Origin of the sequence: Microbacterium oleivorans, assembly GCF_013389665.1 — a bacterium.
Lineage (GTDB): Bacteria > Actinomycetota > Actinomycetes > Actinomycetales > Microbacteriaceae > Microbacterium > Microbacterium oleivorans_C.
This window is the reverse complement of the sequence record NZ_CP058316.1, coordinates 2,581,222-2,599,049: the sequence shown is the minus strand read 5'-3', so window position 1 is coordinate 2,599,049 and position 17,828 is coordinate 2,581,222. Positions and strand designations below refer to the sequence as shown.

Here is a 17,828-nt window from a genome sequence, read left to right as displayed (position 1 = left end):
AGCTGTGGAGCTGTGGAGCTGTGGAGCTTCGTCAGGAGACGCCGAGGCGTCCCGACAGGACCATGACGGCAGCCCCGCGCAGGACGATGTCCTGGCCTTGCTCCGTCATCCGCACCTGCAGCTCGTCGTGGAACGTCGCGAGCGTGCGGGTGCGCACCGTCTCGGCGGCGGCGCTGGCGAGCGTGCCGTCGAGAAGTTCCGAGGGGCCGGAGAGGATGATCTCCGACAGATCGAGTGCGCCGACGATCGGCGCGAGGGCGATGCCGAGGCGCTCCCCGGCGTCGCGCAGCAGGCCCTCGCGCTCGGTGGCGTCGGCTGCGTCGAGACGCGACGACAGCGACGGGATCGAGAGCCAGGCCTCGAGGCATCCGATCTTCCCGCACGCGCAGGCCGGCCCGCCGTCGGTTCCGACCGTCACGTGACCGATCTCGCCCGCGGCCGACCGGGCCCCGCGCAACGGCTCGCCGCCGGTGAGCAGCCCTGCACCGACACCACGGCCGACCTTGACCAGGATGATGTCGTCGCCCGCGCCGCCGAACGTGTGCTCGGCGAGCACGGCGGCGTTGGCGTCGTTGGCGACCAGAACCGGCACGCCGATGGCCTCCCCCAGGACGGTGCCGAGATCGAGGTGGTCCCAGCCGAGGCCCGGCGCCGCCAGGACCACACCCGCATCGTCGACCACGCCGGGCGTGCCCACCCCGATGCCCAGGACCGGCGCGTGCGCGTCGGCGACGAGCGTCCGGGCGAGTCCGACGACAGCCGCGAGGATGTCGCGACGGTCCGCCGGCACCGCGACGTCGTGACGGGCGACGATCTCTCCGTCGAGAGTCAGTACGGCCCCGGTGAAGGTCGCACTCCCCGACAGATCGAGGCCGACGATGCGGTGGCCGTCACGGGCGAGGTCGATGAGGATGGCCGGCTTGCCCGGACCCGCAGCCTCGCGGACGCCACGTTCGGCGACGAACCCGTCGGCGATCAGCTCGGACACCAGGTCGGAGATCGTCACGCGGGTGAGCGCCGTCTGCCGAGCGAGGTCGGCACGACTCATCGCTCCCCCGTGGAAGAGGCTCTGCAGCACGAGCGCGCGGTTGTGCGCACGGGCGTGCTCGGGGAGGATCTTGGCCCCCGGTCGCCGCGTGCGCGTGGTGCGTCGCGGTGCGTCCGCCTCGGTTCTCGTCATGTTTGTTAGTAGACCTTACGAACCCGCCCGCAGCAAGACGGGTCGACAGGTTTGCTAGCGATGTTTACAAACTCGTTACACGATCGACCATCCCGGTGCAGCGCTCGCCTCCGGAACGGCGTCGACGAGGTAGGGCATTCCTTCCTCCTCTGTCAGCCGTCCCGTCGAGTTGTTCTCGGTGGCTATTTTGTTCTATATCTATGTCGTACCCCAGCGTCAGAATAGGAACATGCAGACGAACGACGGCGACAGCGGCGAGGTCGCCGTCGGCTCGCCGCATGCCGTCGCGATCGCCGGCTTCGTGGATGCCCTCGCGCTCGTGCACGCCGGTGAGATCGCCGCGGTGCGGGCCTTGGCAGACCTCGGGCGGTCGGCGTTGCGTGAGGCGCACCGCGGTGGGGTGCGCGGGATGGCGTCGGATATGGAGTTGCGGTCGGTCGCGGCTGAGGCGGCAGGAATCGCGCGGCGCGGTGACCGGCGGGTGCAGGCCGACATCGACCACGCGATGACGGTGGTCGACGACTACCCCGCGATGTTCGCGGCCTGGGAGCAGCGCCTCGTCACCCGGGAACACGTGGACGTTGTCGTGAAGGTCGGGCGGGTGGTGCCGGAGGAGGTGCGGCCGGAGTTCGACGCCGCCGCAGTGGCCGTGTGTCAACGCGATATCGCGACGCGGGTGGCCGGGGCGTTGCAGAACCTGGCGGAGCGGATGCACCCGCGGTCGTTCAGCGAGCGTCACCGGGAGGCCGCGGCCGGGCGGTGCGTGCGGTTGTCGCCGGGGGTGGATGGGATGGCCGACCTTTCGGCGACGGTGCCGATGGTGATCGCGGCGGGGATCTACGACCGGTTGACGCAGATGGCGCAGTCCGTGAAGGACGCCCGGGCGGATGCTGTGGCGGTGGATGCCGCGGGCGCTGGCGCGGTCGCGGTGGATGGCGCGGGCGCGGTGGACGGCGCCGGCGCCGCTTTCGGAGTAGATGCCGAACGAGATGCCGGTGCCGCTGCCCCTACCCCTGATGCCCGGACGATGGATCAGCTTCGCGCGGATGTTCTCTCGGACCTCGTCCTCGGCGGTGCACCCGTCATCGACCCGACGGTGGGCGTGGACGGGCGTGGTGCCCTCGGGGCGATCCGCGCGAAAGTGCAGGTCGTGATCACCTCAGACACCCTCACCGGAAACGACGAACACCCCGCCGAAGCGACCGGCACCGGACTCATCGACGCCGACACGGTCCGGGAACTCGCCTCACAGACGGCGACGTGGGACCGGATGTTCATCGACCCGATCACCCGCACACCGGTCGAAACCGACTCCTACCGGCCCCTCCCCGCGATGCGGCGGCTGCTGCAGACCCGCGACCAGCACTGCCGGTTCCCCGGCTGCCGCAGAGCCGCGATCCGCTGCGAAATCGACCACACCATCGACCACGCCACCGGCGGCCACACCCACATCTACAACCTCGCCCACCTCTGCCAACGACACCACTCCATGAAGCAATTCACCAGCTGGCGGGTGGAACAGGCCGGCGGCGGAGTGCTCGTGTGGACCTCACCCCACGGCAGGGTCTACCGAGAAGACATCCCCATCCCCGCCGTCTGCTTCACACCAGAACTCGCCACACCACCACCCGCACCACCCGGCCCACCCGGGCCGCCCGTCCGGGGCACCGGCGCGCCACCCGACCCGCCGCCACCCTTCTGACACGCCGCCGCCCTTCTGACGCGGCACCCGCTCATGTCCCTCCGGCGCGAGACGACCCAGAACGACGATGGCCGCAGCCCCCGTGCGGGGACTGCGGCCATCGGATATCGGCGCGGGGCCGAGGCGGTCGGGCCGAGGTCAGTTCTCGATCGGAACGACCGGAGCGGGCGCGTCGGTCGAGACCTGCACCTTCCGCGGCTTCGCCTTCTCGCTGACCGGGATGGTCACGGTCAGCACGCCGTTGTTGTACGTGGCGGCGATGCCATCGGTGTCGACGCCCTGGCCGAGGTTGAGCTGCCGCAGGAAGCTGGCCGCCTCGCGTTCGCGAGTGATCCAGGTGACGCCCTCTCCGCTGGCGAGCGTGCGCTCGGCGCGGACCGTCAGCAGCTGACCGTCCACGTCGATGTCGACCGACCCCGGGTCGATGCCCGGGAGGTCGGCGGTCATCACGTAGTGGTCGCCGTCGCGGTAGAGGTCCATGGGCATCCGGCGCGGGCCGCGGCGCGTGTCGAAAAGGCTCGAGGCAATGCGGTCGAGGTCGCGGAACGGGTCATAGGTGGCCATCGATCTTTCCCTTCTCTGAGTGTCTGTGTTGAGATCTTCCGAAGTTGAGTCGTGTCGGCTCAACTGCGTCCAGATTAGCACTCTGCCCCTGCGAGTGCCAATGGTTCTCGCAGGGCGAACGGACGCCCGATCAGCACTCCACGACGTTGACGGCGAGACCGCCCTCGCTCGTCTCCTTGTACTTGTGCGACATGTCGATGCCGGTCTGACGCATCGTCTCGACGACGGCGTCCAGCGAGACGTAATGCGTGCCGTCACCGCGCAGAGCCAACCGTGCCGCGGTCACCGCGGTCGACGCTGCGATCGCGTTCCGTTCGATGCACGGGATCTGCACCAACCCGCCCACCGGGTCGCAGGTCAGGCCGAGATGATGCTCCATCGCGATCTCGGCCGCGTTCTCGATCTGCGCGTTGTCGCCGCCCATCACCGCGGTGAGGCCGCCGGCCGCCATCGCACAAGCCGACCCCACCTCGGCCTGACAACCGCCCTCGGCGCCCGAGATCGAGGCGTTGGCCTTGAAGAGCGAGCCGAGCGCGGTCGCCGTGAGGAGGAACCGCCGAATGCCACGTCGCCTGTCGAGATCCTCCGGCGCGAGCAGCGACTCAGCGGCGAACCGCCACCAGTACATCGCGACCGCCGGCAGGATCCCCGCCGCCCCGTTCGTCGGCGCCGTCACGACCCGGCCGCCGGAGGCGTTCTCCTCGTTGACGGCGAGCGCGAAGGCACCGAGCCACTCCCCCGGCAGCTCGCGCCCGCCCGCCGACTCGGCGGCCTCGAGCTGCGCACGCATGGCGCCCGCGCGACGCCGCACCCGAAGCATCCCGGGAAGCGTCCCGTCGGCTCGGAGCCCCGCCTCGACGCACTCGGTCATCGCCGCCCAGATCGCATCGAGCCCCGCCGCGACCTCCCCCTCGGGACGCAACGCCTCCTCGTTGCGCCGGGCCAGGCCCGCGATCGAGAGCCCATCACGGTCGCACAGCTCCAGGAGCTCCGCCGCGCTGGTGAAGCGGTAGGGCCATCGCGTCGGCTCACGGCCGCCCTCATCGTCTCCGTCGCGGCGGATGAAGCCGCCGCCCACCGAGTAGAAGGTCTCGGCCGAGACGACGGCGCCCGCGGCATCCCACGCCGTCATCCTCATCGCGTTCGGATGCTGCGGCAGCCGCGTGCGAGGTTCGAACACCACGTCACCGCGAGAGAAGGCGACGGGGTGCGTCCCGTCCAGCAACAGCGCCGCACCGTCGAGCCACCCCGACCACGCTCCGCGCACGTTGCCGGGGGGCACCGTCTCGGGTGCGTACCCCTGCCATCCCGCGACGACGGCGTCAGGGGTGCCATGACCGATGCCGGTCGCCCCGAGAGAGCCGTACAGCACGCAGCCGACCCGCGCCACCGACGGCAGCACCCGCGCCTCCCGCAGCCGCTCGACGAAAACCCGGGCCGCGCGAAGCGGTCCGACCGTGTGGGAGCTCGAGGGTCCTACGCCGACGGAGAACAGCTCGAACGCCGAAACGTATGCGCTCACGGTCTCAGGCTACGTCAGCACCTGCCGCACCGGGCCTGCCGCGTCAAGGGCCTGTGGTCGGCGGGCACGCACGCATACATTCGCCCACGATGAACACCGCTCCCCACCCCCGCGTCGCCTCGCTCGCCGCCGCGGCCCGAACCGCCGGGGGCGAGGCGTTCGCCGTGTCGCGCCTGCTGCTGGCCGGCAAGGCCGCACTGGCCGCGGCGATCGCGTGGTACCTGGCCCCGCTGGTCCCCTTCGCACACGACGGGTACTCCTACTACGCGCCCCTCGGCGTGCTGGTGAGCATGTATCCGACCATCGCCGACTCCGCGAAGGCGGGCCTCCAGGCCGTGGCGGGCCTCGCGATCGGCATCGCGATCGGGCTGGTGGGCCTGGTGATCGTCTCGGGACCGAGCCCCCGCATCCTCGGCGTCGCGATCGTCGTGGGGGCGGGGGTGGCGATCGGCGGCATCCGCGCCCTCGGCACGGGCCGGGACTGGATCGCGATCGCCGCCCTGTTCGTGCTGCTGCTGGGCGCGAACGACGCCGGGGGGTTCTCGGTGTCGTACCTCGTCACCATGGCGTTCGGGGTCATCGTCGGCGTGGTCGTCAACCTCCTGATCGTCCCGCCCCTGTACCTGCGCCGCGCGTCCTCACGACTCTCGCAGCTCCGCGATGCAGTCGCCGACCGGCTCGACATGATCGCGGTCTCGGTCGGCTCCGGGTCGGCACCCGACCCCGCCGGGCAGCACTATCTGAGCGAGATCCTCGATGCGGTCTCGACCGACGTGCGCGAAGCAGCGCGCAGCCGCAAGGCCCATCCGCTCGCGCGACGCAGGCGCGGTATCGACGCCGAGAACGACGGGCGCATGCGCGCCCTCGAAGAGACGGTGCGTCAGACGCTCGAACTGGCCGAGGGTGTCGTCGCACTGCCGCTCAGTCGTGACGCAGCCCTGCTGCGCGCGCAGCTGGCCGAAGCCGTCCGCGCCACCGCTCGAGCCGTCGCCCACCCTCTCGGCGATCCGGAGGCCCCCGCCGCCGTCGACGCCGCCGAACGGGCCCTTGCGCGGGTGGTCGAGGCCGTTCCGGCCCGCCACGACGGACGCATCTCGCCCTGGACCCGCACCGCGGTCGACCTCGAGCGCATCATCACGGCATCGCGCCCCCTCACGTGACCCGCCGGTGCGTCCTCCCGCTCAGCGATCTCACAGCTCGCCGCGCAATCCGCTGACACCGGGGCCCCGAACAACCCCCCGTGCCGCTGGTGTGCGCACAGCCGACCCGGGTCACTCCGATGACGCTGGGGGGAGCCGTTCTCGTTCTGCTGGGGAGCAGACGGGACCACGGGGTTGCCGCGCGGCTCGGACGGCGAGCGCACACCAGCGGCCATGCGTCCGCCCGCGGATCACCGTGCGGCGATGCCGAGCACCCGTTCGAGATACGGGCCCGAGAACTTCCCTTCGGGATCGACGCGAGCGACGAGCTCGCGGAAGTCGTCAAGGTGGGGCAACGACGCGTCCACCGGCATCGAGAACACCTTGCCCCAGTGGGGCCGAGGGTCGTAAGGCGCGAGCGCGCGCTCCACGTGTCCGATCGCGGTGGCCACGGCATCCGGGCGGTTCTTCCACGTGAAATGGATGCACACGCTGTCACGACCGAAGCCGGGCGAGAGCCACAGCCCGTCGGCGGCGACCGTGCGCAGCTCGGTCACGAGCAGTGCGGGCTCCACGCGGTCGGCGATCGAGCGCACCGCTGCTATGGCTGCGACCGCTGAGGCTCGGTCGACCCAGTACTCGGTCTGGATCTCATCGCCGTTGGACGGGGTGGCGTCGATGCGGAAGTGCGGCAGACGGTCGCACCAGTCGCCCGGCACGCCGCCCTGTTCGGTCGTGTTGTCGACGCCGTCCGCGGCGGGCGAATCCGCCTTGTCGCTCACCCGCCGCGCACTCAGGATCTGACCGGGCATGTCGGCGGCGGAGTCGTCGGCCAGCCGCTCCTTGAGCCACAGCTCGCCCACGTCGGGGGTGTTCCACCGCGTGAAGACGCTGACGCTGTAACCGGATGCCGTCACCTCGTCGAACCGCTCGAACAGGTCGTCCCACGAGAGGCCGACGTAGGTGTCCTGTCGCACCCGGTAGGTCGGCTCGATCGCGAGCGTCACCCGCGTGACCGGCCCGAGCGCTCCGAGGTTCACGACCTGGCCGGCGAACTCCGCGTCGTCCGCGGCGACACGGCGAAGGCCCCCGTCGGGTCCGATGAACTCCAGAGTCCGCACCGCGGTCGCGAGCGAACCGTTGCGGTCTCCCGAGCCGTGCGTCGAGGTGGCCGTCGCTCCGCCGACCGAGATGTGGGGCAGCGACCCCATGTTGTGCAGCGCCCACCCGCGGTCGGTGAGATGGCGGGCCACGACGGCATAGCGCGTGCCGGCGCCCACCGTCACCGTCCGCGACGCCTCATCGATCGCGATGGCCGGATCGATCGCGGTCAGCGCCAACAACGCACCGTCGGTGTCGGCCAGGTCGTTGAACGAATGCCGCGTGCCGAGCGATCGGATGCGGGGGCGGGATGCCACCAGCTCCTGCGCCTCGGCGACGCTCGTCGGAACGAGGATCTCTGCGGCGGCGAAGGTGTGGGTTCCGGCCCAGTTGCGTTCGGTCACGACGTCACGCTACGCGACGGCGCGCCAGAAAGAACAGGTCGACAACAAACAAAGAAGCCCCCGCAGAGCGGAGGCTTCTCGTTCACTGTCTCAACACAGTGTGCGCCCGAAGGGACTCGCACCACTAACCTTCTGATCCGTAGACCAAGCGGTAGCCAGCGAGATCCGCGTGATCACGCGGGCGATGGAGGCCGGTGCACACATTCGTGCACACATCGACGTCGTGCACCAGTCCGGCTCGACCGAAGGTCGTTACGACACCCGTGATCACGCCAGCGCGCGGAACTCCGCCGAGTAGCGCACGACGAGTTCGGAGGCGCGAGTGCCGTGCTCGGCGACTCGCCGCCTCGCCTCCTCGCCGTCGCCCGCATCGATCGCCTCCGTGATCCTGCGGTGGGTCTCCGCGTTCTGCATCAGGAGCCGAGGGTCGCCTTGCAACGCCGACCACGTGAGCCCGCGCGGGATCCGGTGGTGGAGGGCGTCCACCGATTCCGCGAGCTGGCTGCTGCCCGCCGCTTCGATGACCGTCGCGTGGAACAGGGCGTTCGCCCGATACCAGAGCTGTCGTGACGCCTCGACGTCACCCTCCCCCGCACGAGCCGCCGCTTCTTCGAAGATCGGCTCCGTGGAGCGGAGCCGATCGATCATCTCCCGGGTCGCGTCCCGTGCCGCACGGAAGGCCGCGTGGCCCTCGAGCACGCTCCGGACTTCGAAGGCGTCGAGGATGTCCGTCACGCTGGGCATCGTCACTCGCGCCCCGCGGTTGGGCACGAGCTCGACGATTCCGAGAGCTTCGAGCCGCCGCAGCGCCTCCCGCACCGGCATCCGACTCACGCCGAACTCGGCTGCGATCCGCTCCTGCCGGATCCACGTCCCGAGCGTGAGGTCCCCCTCACTGATGCGGTCCTGCAACGCGTCGACGATGCGGTCGACCGTCGCGCCGACAGGCGATGCTTCGACAGCGGGCCGTGCGCCCCGTTCGACAACCGTCATCGTTCTCCTTCACCCGTAGATTGGATCCTATCAAGCGGTGGTCGGCTCGCCTTCAGGTCGACTCGCCATGTCTCCCGTCAGCCGCGCTCATCGACGAGAAGGTCGCCGTCGTGAACCATGCCCTCGACGCCGTCGATGCCGTGGTGATGCCGACGATCATGTCCACGGATCGACCCACCGCGGTCGCGGAGGCGATCGAGTACCGGCGCGCGTTCGGAAGCAAGCTGAGCCATCTCATGCTCCCCGTCACCGCAGTGGAGCTGCGCTCGGTGCAAGATCACGTCGCCGCGGTCGCGGAGTCGTCGGGGTACCGGATCACGCTGCAGGACTATCCGCGGCCGACCGGCGTGCACGTGGATGTCGAGGTCCTCTGTGCGGCGCTCACGAGCATCGACGTCGTCGACGCCGTGAAGGAGGAAGCGCCCGAGCACACGGAGAGGATCAGACGACTGTCGGATGCCGGCATCCCGACGATCGGCGGACTCGGCGGGGCCCGAGCCGAACACGACCTCGCCGCGGGCGCCTGCGGACTCGCCGCAGGGATCTCGGTTCCCCAGGTTCTCGCGGCCGCACTCGACGCGTGGGAGCGGGGCGCCTCAGCTGCGGACGCGATCGCTCCCGCGCTCGAACTCATCGCTTTCGAGACGAGCACCTCGCAGAGCGTCGGCATCCGCAAAGAGCACTGGCGGCGTCAGGGGATCATCCCGAACGCTGTGGTCCGCAGAGCAGGTGCCGGATGGTCGACCGATCTCGAAACGCGGACGTCATCGCTTCTCGCGCCGTGGCTCACGGACTCGTAGATTTCGACCGCTCACCCGCTCACGACGTCGGACTTCTTCTCGAGGGATACAGGTCTCATGCTCAACACACTTCGCTCGCAGCAGCCCAGCGTTCATCTCGGGCTCATGCTCTTGTTGACGTTCTCGACCGGGATCATCGACGCCGTCGGGTACCTCGGCCTCGACCGCGTCTTCACCGGCAACATGACCGGAAACGTCGTCATTCTGGGTATGGCACTCACCGGAGCCGATGATCTTCCCGTCCTCGGACCGGTCGTCGCCCTCGCAGGGTTCATGCTCGGTGCGGCAACAGCGGGCCGAGTGCTCAAGCCGGTGAAGGTCGGGTGGACGCACCGGACGACGGCGCTCATCGCGGTCGTCGGATCGACGATGGCCGCGATCGCTGGCGTCGTGACCGCCGTGACACCGTCGGAGCCGCTCGCCCTGGCCGTGACGACGGTCGTCGTCACATCGACGATCACCGGCTTCGCCGCGGACTCGTGGATCGGGAACCGGTCCGGGCAACCGTGGTTCCGCCGACTCGCCGCCATCGTCCTCATCGGCGCCGGCGCCGCCGTCGGCGCCCTCGCCCTCCAGGTCGGCCTCGGGTTGGGGCTCGCTGTTGCCGCGGTGATCACGATCGCCACTGCCGGCTTCGGTCATCTCACCGGTCACGTGAAGCATGCCGCGCCGTGAGGCGGGCAGCAGCGACAATCGTGGCGACGCAGCGATCGCTCACTGCTTCGCAGGAGTGTGATTCGAGTTTCGGTCGAACGCTTCCGGCGCGGTGACCACCCTGAGCATCTCGTCGAGCACGGCGAGGAACATCGTTTCACCGTCGGGCGGAACGGAATCGAGGTGGCCCGACGAGGCGAGCGTCGGGTAGGTCTCGGGATGCTCGGCGATGCGCAGCCGTGCATGCGCTCGAAGTGCGTCCTGATCCGACTGCTGGGCGGCGGATTCTGTGAGAGCCGACCCGACGACGTAGTCGGCGAGCATGCGTGTCGCCGCGGCGAGCGTGAAGCCGGTCAACCCTGCCCTCACCAGTCCGTGTTGCAGGTACTCGATCCTCAGCATGACGTGCGGGCCCAGGAGGGGTCGACCTGCGAGCGGCGGAGACCACGGGTGGGCGAGCATCGTTCGGCGCCAGCTCAGCAGCAGCCGACGCACGTCGTCCTCCCATCGATCACCGATGGGAGGGAGCTCGACCTCGGCGAAGACTTCGTCGAGCGCACGATCGAGGAGCTCATTCCTGGTCTTGATGTGCCAGTACAGGGCGGCGGATGTGACCCCGAGCCTCGCACCGAGCACTCGCATGGTCAGTAGCTCGGCGGAACCTTCACTGTCGAGGATGTCGACTGCGGTCTCGACGATCTGCGCCCGCGTCAGCGAACGATGACGCGGGACAGCCGCATCGCCGGACGAGGCCCACGCGGAATCGATCGGATGCGCATTCTTGGACGCGTCGTCGATTTCCATGTGCCCATCCTAGGTCGAAGCTTCGCGTATCCTGATCATCGCTAGATTAATTTATCGATGTTTAGGAGATGTTCAGATGGTGGCTCGGTTCAGCTGGTGGCCCCTCGCGACGGTGGGTCTCGCCCAATTGATGATCGTGCTCGATTCGACGGTGGTGACCATCGCGCTGCCTGTCATGCAGCAGGAACTGGGGATCGGCGACGGGAGCCGCGGATGGGTGATCACCGCCTACGCGCTCGCGTTCGGCGGGCTCCTCCTCATCGGCGGCCGACTCACAGAGCGTCTCGGGTTGCGCAGGGCATTCACCGTGGGCCTGGTGGGCTTCGCGATCGCCTCCTTGTGCGCGGGAGCCGCTCCGACGGCTGAGCTGCTTTTCGCCGGTCGCGCGGCGCAGGGCGTCTCAGCGGCTCTGCTTGCGCCGGCGGCTCTGTCGATCATCAGCACGACGTACTCCGAGGGCGCGGCGCGCAGAACCGCGTTCGGTGTTTTCGGTGCCCTCAACGGTGCCGGCGCGGCGATCGGACTGCTTCTCGGAGGACTGCTCACCGAGTATGTGAGCTGGCGCTGGTGCCTGTTGATCAACCTGCCCATCGTGCTCGTCGCGTTGATCCTCACGGCCGTCCACATCCCGGCGAGCACGACGCGGAGGGTGCGTTTCGATCTGGTCGGGGCGGTGACGAGTGTCGCCGCGATGACGGCCCTCGTGTTCGCGCTCTCCGAAGGTTCCACCTTCGGGTGGACGAGCCCGGTCGTCATCGGATCGTTCATCGTCGCCGGCCTCGCCATGGGCGGCTTCATTCTCGCTCACCACCTGAGCAGCGCGCCTCTCCTGCCGTTTCGCATCGTCCTGGACCGTGCCCGCGGCGCTGCGTTCCTCGCGATCGGATTGCCGCAGATGGCACTCTTCGGGTTCTACCTCGTCCTCACCTACTGGCTCCAGAACGTTCTCGGATATCCGCCGCTGCTCGCCGGTGCAGCTTTTCTCCCTCTCGCCGTCGCAATCGTGCTCGGCTCGACCACGCTCACCGCGTCGCTGTCGCCGCGTTTCGGCTCCTGGGTGCTCCTTTCCGGTTCGCTGATCTCCATGGCCGCGGGCATGCTACTTCTCGTCGGCATCGACCCCGCCGGCGCTGACCCCTTCCTCGTTCGGTTCCTTCCGTCGCAGCTGCTCGTCGGCATCGGACTGGGGTGCTCTCTGAGCGTGGCGATCCCCCGAGCGACGGAGAACGTCACCCCCGCCGAGTCTGGCGTGGCATCAGCAGCTGTCAACACGGTCACCCAGCTCGGGGGCGCTCTCGGCACCGCCCTGCTCAACACCATCGCTGCCGCGGTGGCGGCGGCAGCTCTCGCAAGCGCACCGGCCGGCGCCTCCGCGACAGCAATTGCCACCGTCGCCGGCTTCGACACAGCCATGCTCGTCGCTGCCGCGATCCTTGTCGCGACCGCGTTCGCGACGTCAGCGATCGCGCCCCGCAGGGCGAACCGCATCGTCAGTCAGCCCGTCGAACGGTGAGGCGCCGACGGACCCGTGCTGAGCCCTGGCCGAAAGAACAGGGCTCACTGTGCGCCGGGCGGGGGTGCGGTGGCGAGCGTTTCGCGAGGCTTGAGCCATGAACATCACCCCGCCGCTTCCCCTCGAGGTGCGTGGTCTCCGGAAGAGCTTCCGGGGTCGCCCGCGCGTCGACGACGTCTCCTTCACGGTCCGGCCCGGAAAGGTCGTGGGCCTGCTGGGGCCCAACGGCGCCGGCAAGACGACCACCATCCGCCTCCTGCTGGACCTCGCGTCCTGCGACAGCGGCGAGGCGCTCGTGTTCGGCGTTCCGTACCGCGAGCTCGATCACCCCGCACGGCAGGTCGGTGCGGTGCTCGACGCGGGCGGATTGCATCCGGCCCGTACCGGCCGTCAGCACCTGTTGATCGCCGCGGGCCGCGCGGGAGTTCCGACCGATCGCGTGGATGCGGTGCTCGAGGAGGTGGGCATGACTGCAGACGCCGACCGCCGGGCGAGCGGCTACTCGCTGGGTATGCGCCAGCGCATCGCGATCGCGGCAGCCCTGCTCGCCAACCCCCGTCTGCTGATCCTGGACGAGCCGTCGAACGGACTCGACCCTGCCGGGATGCACTGGCTCCGTCAGAGGCTCCGGGGTTTCGCCGCGGCGGGAGGCACGGTGCTCCTCTCGTCGCATCTGCTGTCCGACATCGCAGAGATCGCCGACGACGTGATCGTCATCGCCGAGGGCCGCGTGGTCGCGGAGGCAGCCATGACCGACGTTCTCGCCGACTCGGCGGGCAGCCTCGAGAACTTCTATCTCGACGTCACCGGCACGCAGGGGGTGCGCTGATGGTGCGCGCGGAACTCCTCGGAATCGTCACCACCACCGCGACCAAGGTCGCCGTGGCCGTCGCGATGCTCGGCCTCATCATGACCCAGCTCGTTTTCGTGACGCTCATCCCCGCTCTCACCAGGGGCGACCTCGGACCCGGCGCCGCGGCGCTCGGCGACGACCTCCCCTCCGTCGACCTCGCCGATCGCGCCGCGCAGCTCGACGCCCTGTCGCCGCTGGGCACGACGATGGGCGGCGGATCGGTCGGCCTGGCGCTGATCGCGATCGTCCTGCTGGGCGTGCTCGCGGGAACGAGCGACGATCGCTACGGCGGCATGGTCGGCGCCGTGCTCGCAAGCCCGCGACGTCCTCGCGTCGTGATGGGCAAAGCCGCGGCCGTCGGCATCGTCGGCGGAGTCGTCGGCGTCATCCTCGCGCTCGTCAGTCTGCTGACCCTCGCGGGCTCGCTCGCGATCACGGGGATCTCGTTCGCACCGGCGCTGGGCGAACTTGCCGGTACCTCGGCGCGCGGCGTCCTCGTAGTGGCGTCTCTCGCCATCGTCGGGCTCGGCGTCGGAATCGTGTGCCGCTCGCAGCTGACCGGCGTGCTCGTGATGATCGGCATCCTGATCGCCGAACCGATCCTGACGGCCGTGGCCCACCTCGTCGGCGGCGGTGCGCAGGTCGTGTGGACGCAGTTCCTTCCCCTCGCCCTCGCTCAAAACGTGATCCACGGCGGCTCGATCACGGTGAATGGCGCCGTCGCGATCGGCGCGTTGCTCGCAGTGACGGCCGCCGTCCTCGCCGCGGCATCGTTCTCGCTTTCTCGTCGCGATGTCTGAGCGCGGGGAGAAGACCAGGATGAGGACCATCGTCGTGGTGTCGTCGATAATCCTGATCGTCGGGGCTGTCGTGTCGGGCATCTGGCAGGGCCTGTCGGGCCCCACGGGCGAGCCGGCATGGATCAGTGTCGTCGAGAACATGACGTGGCCGTGACGCTGAACCCCGGCCCGTGATTATGACGCACACGAGCCTGACGGATGCCGGTCCCCCGCGGGGCCGGCATCCGTCATGGTTGACTCATTCCATGTCTTCGCCCGGCCGCGCGGCGCCCCCCACACGCCTGCGGGCAACGCTTCCGCCGATCCTCGTCGCAGCGGTCGCCGTCGGCTACCTCGGTCTGGCGCTCTGGGGAGAAGCGCTGCCGACGTCGGTGTTCGGCGACGTCTCGCCGCTCGTCCACGGCGGCCTCGTCCTCGTCCAAGCAGTCGCATTGCTCTGGCGTCGCCGATCTCCGCTGTCGTCGTTCGCGGTCGTGGTGGCCGCCGACCTCGCGATCCTCGCCACGACCGACGGCGAGCTCGGCATCGGAGCGCTGGGCGTCATGCTCGCCTCGTACGCCGTTGCCCGAGAGGGTCGGAACGCGACAAGAGTGACGGCCCTGGCCTGCGGGGCAACTGCGACAGCCGTCGTGGGCGCGGCATCCATGGCTGCCGGCTCGGGCGCGACGCTCGTCGTGCTGGTGGCCACCGCGGTGGCGCGCATAGGACTGCTTTATGTACTCCCCGCGGCCGCGGCCGAGTACGCGCGGGGACGGGAACGTCTGAGCACTGCACTCCACACGCAGGCCCGCATGGTCGAGGCGGAGCGGCGAGCTGCCGCCGAACGCCAGGTGCGCGCCGAACGTGCGGCTCTTGCGCGGGAGCTTCACGACATCGCGGGCCACCATCTGTCCGGCATCATCGTCGGCGCGCAGGCGGCGAGCGCGCTGCTCACCACCGATCCGGAGCGCGCTCGAGGGATGCTGCACACCGTGCAGGACGACGCCCGCACGACCCTCGTCGACCTCCGCCGCACGGTAGGGCTTCTCCGCGACGATGACGAACCCTCCTCCCCTGCGCGCGTGAACCCGACCGCCACCGTGACCGGCATCACGGCTCTCGTGGCAGCCGCCCGAGAACGCGGACAGGGTGTCGACCTGGAGACAGTCGGAGAGCCCCGTACACTCGGCCCGCTGGCCGAGACCGCCGCGTACCGGATGGTGCAGGAATCCCTCGCCAACGCGGCGCGCCACGCGCCGAGCGCACCGTGCCATGTGTCGGTGAACTGGACGAGCGAAGGTGTGAGTGTCACCGTCCGCAACGAACCCGGCGACGTTCCGGACACCACTCTCTCCCCCCGAGAGCCGGAGGGATACGGCCTCGCCGGGATGACCGAGAGAGCCGATCTCGTCGGCGCCACGGTGGAGACCGGCCCCGCCGCAGACGGCGGCTGGACCAATCGGATGTTCATCCCTACTGCCCTGGCGGATGCCTCATGATCCGTGTCGTCGTCGCCGACGACCAGCTGATCGTCCGCGCCGGCCTGTCCGTCGTTCTCAGCACCGCCGACGACATCGACGTCGTCGGTGAAGCAGCTGACGGCGACGAGGCGGTGCGCCTCACGAGGGAACTGCGTCCCGACGTAGTCTGCATGGACATCCGCATGCCCGGAACGGACGGTATCGCAGCCACCCGGGCCATCGTCGCTGATCTAAGCATCAGTTCCGACGTCCTCATCCTCACGACCTTCGACGTCGACGCCGACATCTTCGCGGCCCTCGAGGCGGGCGCCGCGGGATTCCTCCTCAAAGGGGCCGACGAGCACACGCTGCGACAGGCGGTCCGCTCGGTAGCCGCCGGGGACGGAACCCTCGACCAGAGACTCACCCGTCGCATCCTCAAAGAATTCGGGGAACGCAGGCGCGCCGCCGCCACGCGTCGCCCCTCCGCCGCGGCGGCCCTCACCGATCGAGAGCGCGACGTCCTCCACCTCTTGGCGCAGGGATCGTCCAACGCGGAGATCGCGACCAGCCTCTTCATCGAACCCACGACGGTGAAATACCACCTCGCGGGACTCCTCCAGAAGACGGGATCGCGCGACCGGCTTCAGGCTGTGCTCTGGGGCATCCGAACCGGCATCATCACGGTCGAGTGACCGATCGCGGTCGTCACCCGCGATCCGTTCAACGGCATCGGCAAACCCGAACCGCTCCGGCACGTCCTTTCCGGCGCGTGGTCTCGTCGAATCGATGAGAAGAACCGACTGGTGTACTACGTGGCTGACGACCACATCGTCATCCTGCAAGCGCGAGACCACTACTGAATCACCGGCACTCGATCATGGGTCGTTCGCCGTGCGCCCCTATCAGTCGCTCGCGCGCCCAGTTCGCGCTCCCGAAATCAGAAGCTGATCAGCCGAATCAGACGGTCCCCACTCCCCCAGAAACCACGAAAACCCGCGGATATCCGCGGGTTTTCGTTGAAGGACTGTCTCAACACAGTGTGCGCCCGAAGGGACTCGAACCCCTAACCTTCTGATCCGTAGTCAGATGCTCTATCCATTGAGCTACGGGCGCCTGGCCTGCGATCTCTCGTGGGCCGTCGTCAAGAATAGCCCACTCCTCCGGGAAGAGCGAATCGAGGCCGATGCGGCTAATCGATGATCTCCGAGACGTCAGATGCGATGGCGCGGTCACGCTCCTCGACCTGCTGCTGCGCACTGCGCCGCTGCGACCGGAGCCTCGGCAGATCGACCATCCGCAGCGCCTGCATGCGAGCCGTCCTCATGCGGTCGTAGTCGGGCTCCAGATCGGGCCGCGCCGCCTCGATGCGGAGCGTGCGGTCGATGTTGCCGGCGACCTCGGACCACGCGGCCTCGCGGGCGTCGGCGATGAGCTTGCGCAGCTCGGTCTCGTCGGCGGCGCGCTCGCGAAGCTCCTTGGCGATGCGCAGCGACTGCCGCCGCCGCCGCCGCAGGTTGGCGACATCGCGGCTCCGATAGTCGTGCGTGCCGCCCGAATCGCTGTAGCGGCCGCTCGCGGCCTTCCGCTCGCGACGCGTACGCTCCGCGTCGGCCTCGGCCTCCTCGGCGAGGGAGGTGAGCGCCTGCCGGGCGTCATCGAGGAAGTTGTCGGCGTCGAAGTCGCGGCCGGCCGCGAGGATGTCGACGAGGATCGCATTCTTCAGGGCGAGGCGCGTCGCCGCGGAGGCGATGTAGAGCCCTTCGGCGACGATCTCCGAGCTCTTGATGCGCGCTTGACGGGTGGCCACCGTTGCCCCTCCTCACCTCGCTCCAATCCTACGGGGCGGGCTCCCTCAGGCGAGGTCGGCGACGATCGCCGCGACACGGCGCGCGCGGGTGTCGGGTGCCTTCGCGGACTCGATCCTCGCCACGCGCGCCGCGCGCGCGCTGGGAGCGAGCGCGTCGAACGCGCCGCGCCGGGCCGCGACATCCAGGGCAGCCGCCAGATCAGCGGGCACGACCACCTCACGCGGCTGGTCGTCGAGGCGGATGTCGACGGTGATGGCGTCGCCACCGGAGAGCCCGCTCTCCCGACGCCGCTGCGCGGAGAAAGGCACGAGCGCCATTCCGGCCATCGCCCCCACGGTGCTGTCGAACGCGTACCCGTTCACGACGAGGGAGACCGGCGGACGCCGTCCGCCCCCGAGCGCCTCCAGCACCGCGACGGGCACCTCGATTCCCGTGTTGTTGCCGAACTGCGACAGTGTCGTCTCGTAGCGCACGCTTGCGACCTACCACCCAGCCATGTCCGACGCAAGCCCTGTGAGCCGTGAACTCGCTGACTCTAGCCTCGCGTTA

Annotated in this window: 19 protein-coding genes and 1 tRNA gene; 11 read left to right on the top strand and 9 right to left on the bottom strand. The window is 69.4% G+C overall.

What is annotated here, in order from left to right; genetic code table 11:
* Positions 1 to 31 precede the first annotated feature (31 nt).
* Complete coding sequence (locus HW566_RS12305) at positions 32 to 1,180, bottom strand: ROK family transcriptional regulator (protein ID WP_178013273.1); 1,149 nt, start codon at positions 1,178 to 1,180, stop codon at positions 32 to 34.
* A 229-nt stretch (positions 1,181 to 1,409) separates the two neighbouring features.
* On the opposite strand from HW566_RS12305, the gene HW566_RS12300 reads away from it, so the two are divergent.
* Complete coding sequence (locus HW566_RS12300) at positions 1,410 to 2,882, top strand: HNH endonuclease signature motif containing protein (RefSeq protein ID WP_178013271.1); 1,473 nt, start codon at positions 1,410 to 1,412, stop codon at positions 2,880 to 2,882.
* 138 nt (positions 2,883 to 3,020) lie between these two features.
* On the opposite strand, the gene HW566_RS12295 is transcribed toward HW566_RS12300, so the two are convergent.
* A complete protein-coding gene (locus tag HW566_RS12295) occupies positions 3,021 to 3,446 on the bottom strand; it encodes an Hsp20/alpha crystallin family protein (protein ID WP_178013269.1) in 426 nt (141 codons plus the stop codon).
* A gap of 130 nt (positions 3,447 to 3,576) precedes the next feature.
* Entirely contained in the window at positions 3,577 to 4,968 is a 1,392-nt protein-coding gene (locus HW566_RS12290; RefSeq protein WP_178013267.1) for an L-serine ammonia-lyase, read from the bottom strand.
* An 89-nt stretch (positions 4,969 to 5,057) separates the two neighbouring features.
* On the opposite strand from HW566_RS12290, the gene HW566_RS12285 reads away from it, so the two are divergent.
* Positions 5,058 to 6,128: an FUSC family protein gene (locus HW566_RS12285; RefSeq protein WP_178013266.1), complete on the top strand. Its 1,071-nt coding sequence runs from the start codon at positions 5,058 to 5,060 to the stop codon at positions 6,126 to 6,128.
* 230 nt (positions 6,129 to 6,358) lie between these two features.
* On the opposite strand, the gene HW566_RS12280 is transcribed toward HW566_RS12285, so the two are convergent.
* Positions 6,359 to 7,612, bottom strand: coding sequence for an FAD-binding protein (locus HW566_RS12280; protein WP_178013264.1), 1,254 nt, complete (start codon positions 7,610 to 7,612; stop codon positions 6,359 to 6,361).
* A gap of 267 nt (positions 7,613 to 7,879) precedes the next feature.
* Entirely contained in the window at positions 7,880 to 8,605 is a 726-nt protein-coding gene (locus tag HW566_RS12275; protein WP_178013263.1) for a GntR family transcriptional regulator, read from the bottom strand.
* A gap of 110 nt (positions 8,606 to 8,715) precedes the next feature.
* Between HW566_RS12275 and HW566_RS12270 the strand changes: the two genes are divergently transcribed.
* Together HW566_RS12270 and HW566_RS12265 are read left to right on the top strand one after the other, a co-directional pair.
* Positions 8,716 to 9,405, top strand: a complete 690-nt coding sequence (locus HW566_RS12270) for a hypothetical protein (protein WP_178013261.1) — start codon at positions 8,716 to 8,718, stop codon at positions 9,403 to 9,405.
* 57 nt (positions 9,406 to 9,462) lie between these two features.
* Positions 9,463 to 10,080 carry a DUF1275 family protein gene (locus HW566_RS12265; RefSeq protein ID WP_178013259.1) on the top strand — a complete coding sequence of 206 codons (618 nt, stop codon included), beginning with the start codon at positions 9,463 to 9,465 and terminating at the stop codon, positions 10,078 to 10,080.
* Between the two features lie 39 nt (positions 10,081 to 10,119).
* Here the strand turns inward: HW566_RS12265 and HW566_RS12260 are convergent, their stop codons facing one another.
* Entirely contained in the window at positions 10,120 to 10,863 is a 744-nt protein-coding gene (locus tag HW566_RS12260) for a TetR/AcrR family transcriptional regulator C-terminal domain-containing protein (protein ID WP_178013257.1), read from the bottom strand.
* A gap of 76 nt (positions 10,864 to 10,939) precedes the next feature.
* Here HW566_RS12260 and HW566_RS12255 point away from each other — a divergent pair, with 76 nt between their 5' ends.
* From HW566_RS12255 to HW566_RS12230, 7 genes are all read left to right on the top strand, one after another.
* The gene (locus HW566_RS12255) at positions 10,940 to 12,376 is read left to right on the top strand and encodes an MFS transporter (protein ID WP_178013255.1); all 1,437 of its coding nucleotides are present in this window, start codon (positions 10,940 to 10,942) and stop codon (positions 12,374 to 12,376) included.
* A gap of 97 nt (positions 12,377 to 12,473) precedes the next feature.
* Positions 12,474 to 13,205, top strand: coding sequence for an ABC transporter ATP-binding protein (locus HW566_RS12250; RefSeq protein ID WP_178013253.1), 732 nt, complete (start codon positions 12,474 to 12,476; stop codon positions 13,203 to 13,205).
* On the top strand, positions 13,205 to 14,029 hold the full coding sequence (locus HW566_RS12245) for a hypothetical protein (RefSeq protein WP_178013251.1): 825 nt from the start codon (positions 13,205 to 13,207) through the stop codon (positions 14,027 to 14,029). Before HW566_RS12250 ends, HW566_RS12245 begins: the two co-directional genes overlap by 1 nt.
* A gap of 19 nt (positions 14,030 to 14,048) precedes the next feature.
* A complete protein-coding gene (locus tag HW566_RS16145; protein ID WP_256728703.1) occupies positions 14,049 to 14,183 on the top strand; it encodes a hypothetical protein in 135 nt (44 codons plus the stop codon).
* Between the two features lie 91 nt (positions 14,184 to 14,274).
* Complete coding sequence (locus tag HW566_RS12240) at positions 14,275 to 15,507, top strand: sensor histidine kinase (protein ID WP_178013249.1); 1,233 nt, start codon at positions 14,275 to 14,277, stop codon at positions 15,505 to 15,507.
* On the top strand, positions 15,504 to 16,163 hold the full coding sequence (locus HW566_RS12235; RefSeq protein WP_178013248.1) for a response regulator transcription factor: 660 nt from the start codon (positions 15,504 to 15,506) through the stop codon (positions 16,161 to 16,163). Before HW566_RS12240 ends, HW566_RS12235 begins: the two co-directional genes overlap by 4 nt.
* Positions 16,164 to 16,166: 3 nt before the next feature.
* A complete protein-coding gene (locus tag HW566_RS12230) occupies positions 16,167 to 16,331 on the top strand; it encodes a Txe/YoeB family addiction module toxin (RefSeq protein WP_178014928.1) in 165 nt (54 codons plus the stop codon).
* Between the two features lie 180 nt (positions 16,332 to 16,511).
* On the opposite strand, the gene HW566_RS12225 is transcribed toward HW566_RS12230, so the two are convergent.
* The 3 genes from HW566_RS12225 to HW566_RS12215 form a co-directional block, all read right to left on the bottom strand.
* A tRNA-Arg gene (locus HW566_RS12225) sits at positions 16,512 to 16,584 on the bottom strand.
* 76 nt (positions 16,585 to 16,660) lie between these two features.
* Positions 16,661 to 17,278, bottom strand: coding sequence for an asparagine synthase (locus tag HW566_RS12220; RefSeq protein ID WP_178013246.1), 618 nt, complete (start codon positions 17,276 to 17,278; stop codon positions 16,661 to 16,663).
* 45 nt (positions 17,279 to 17,323) lie between these two features.
* Positions 17,324 to 17,752 (bottom strand): YdeI/OmpD-associated family protein, encoded by a 429-nt coding sequence (locus HW566_RS12215; RefSeq protein ID WP_178013245.1) that lies wholly within the window; start codon positions 17,750 to 17,752, stop codon positions 17,324 to 17,326.
* Between the last annotated feature and the right edge of the window lie 76 nt (positions 17,753 to 17,828).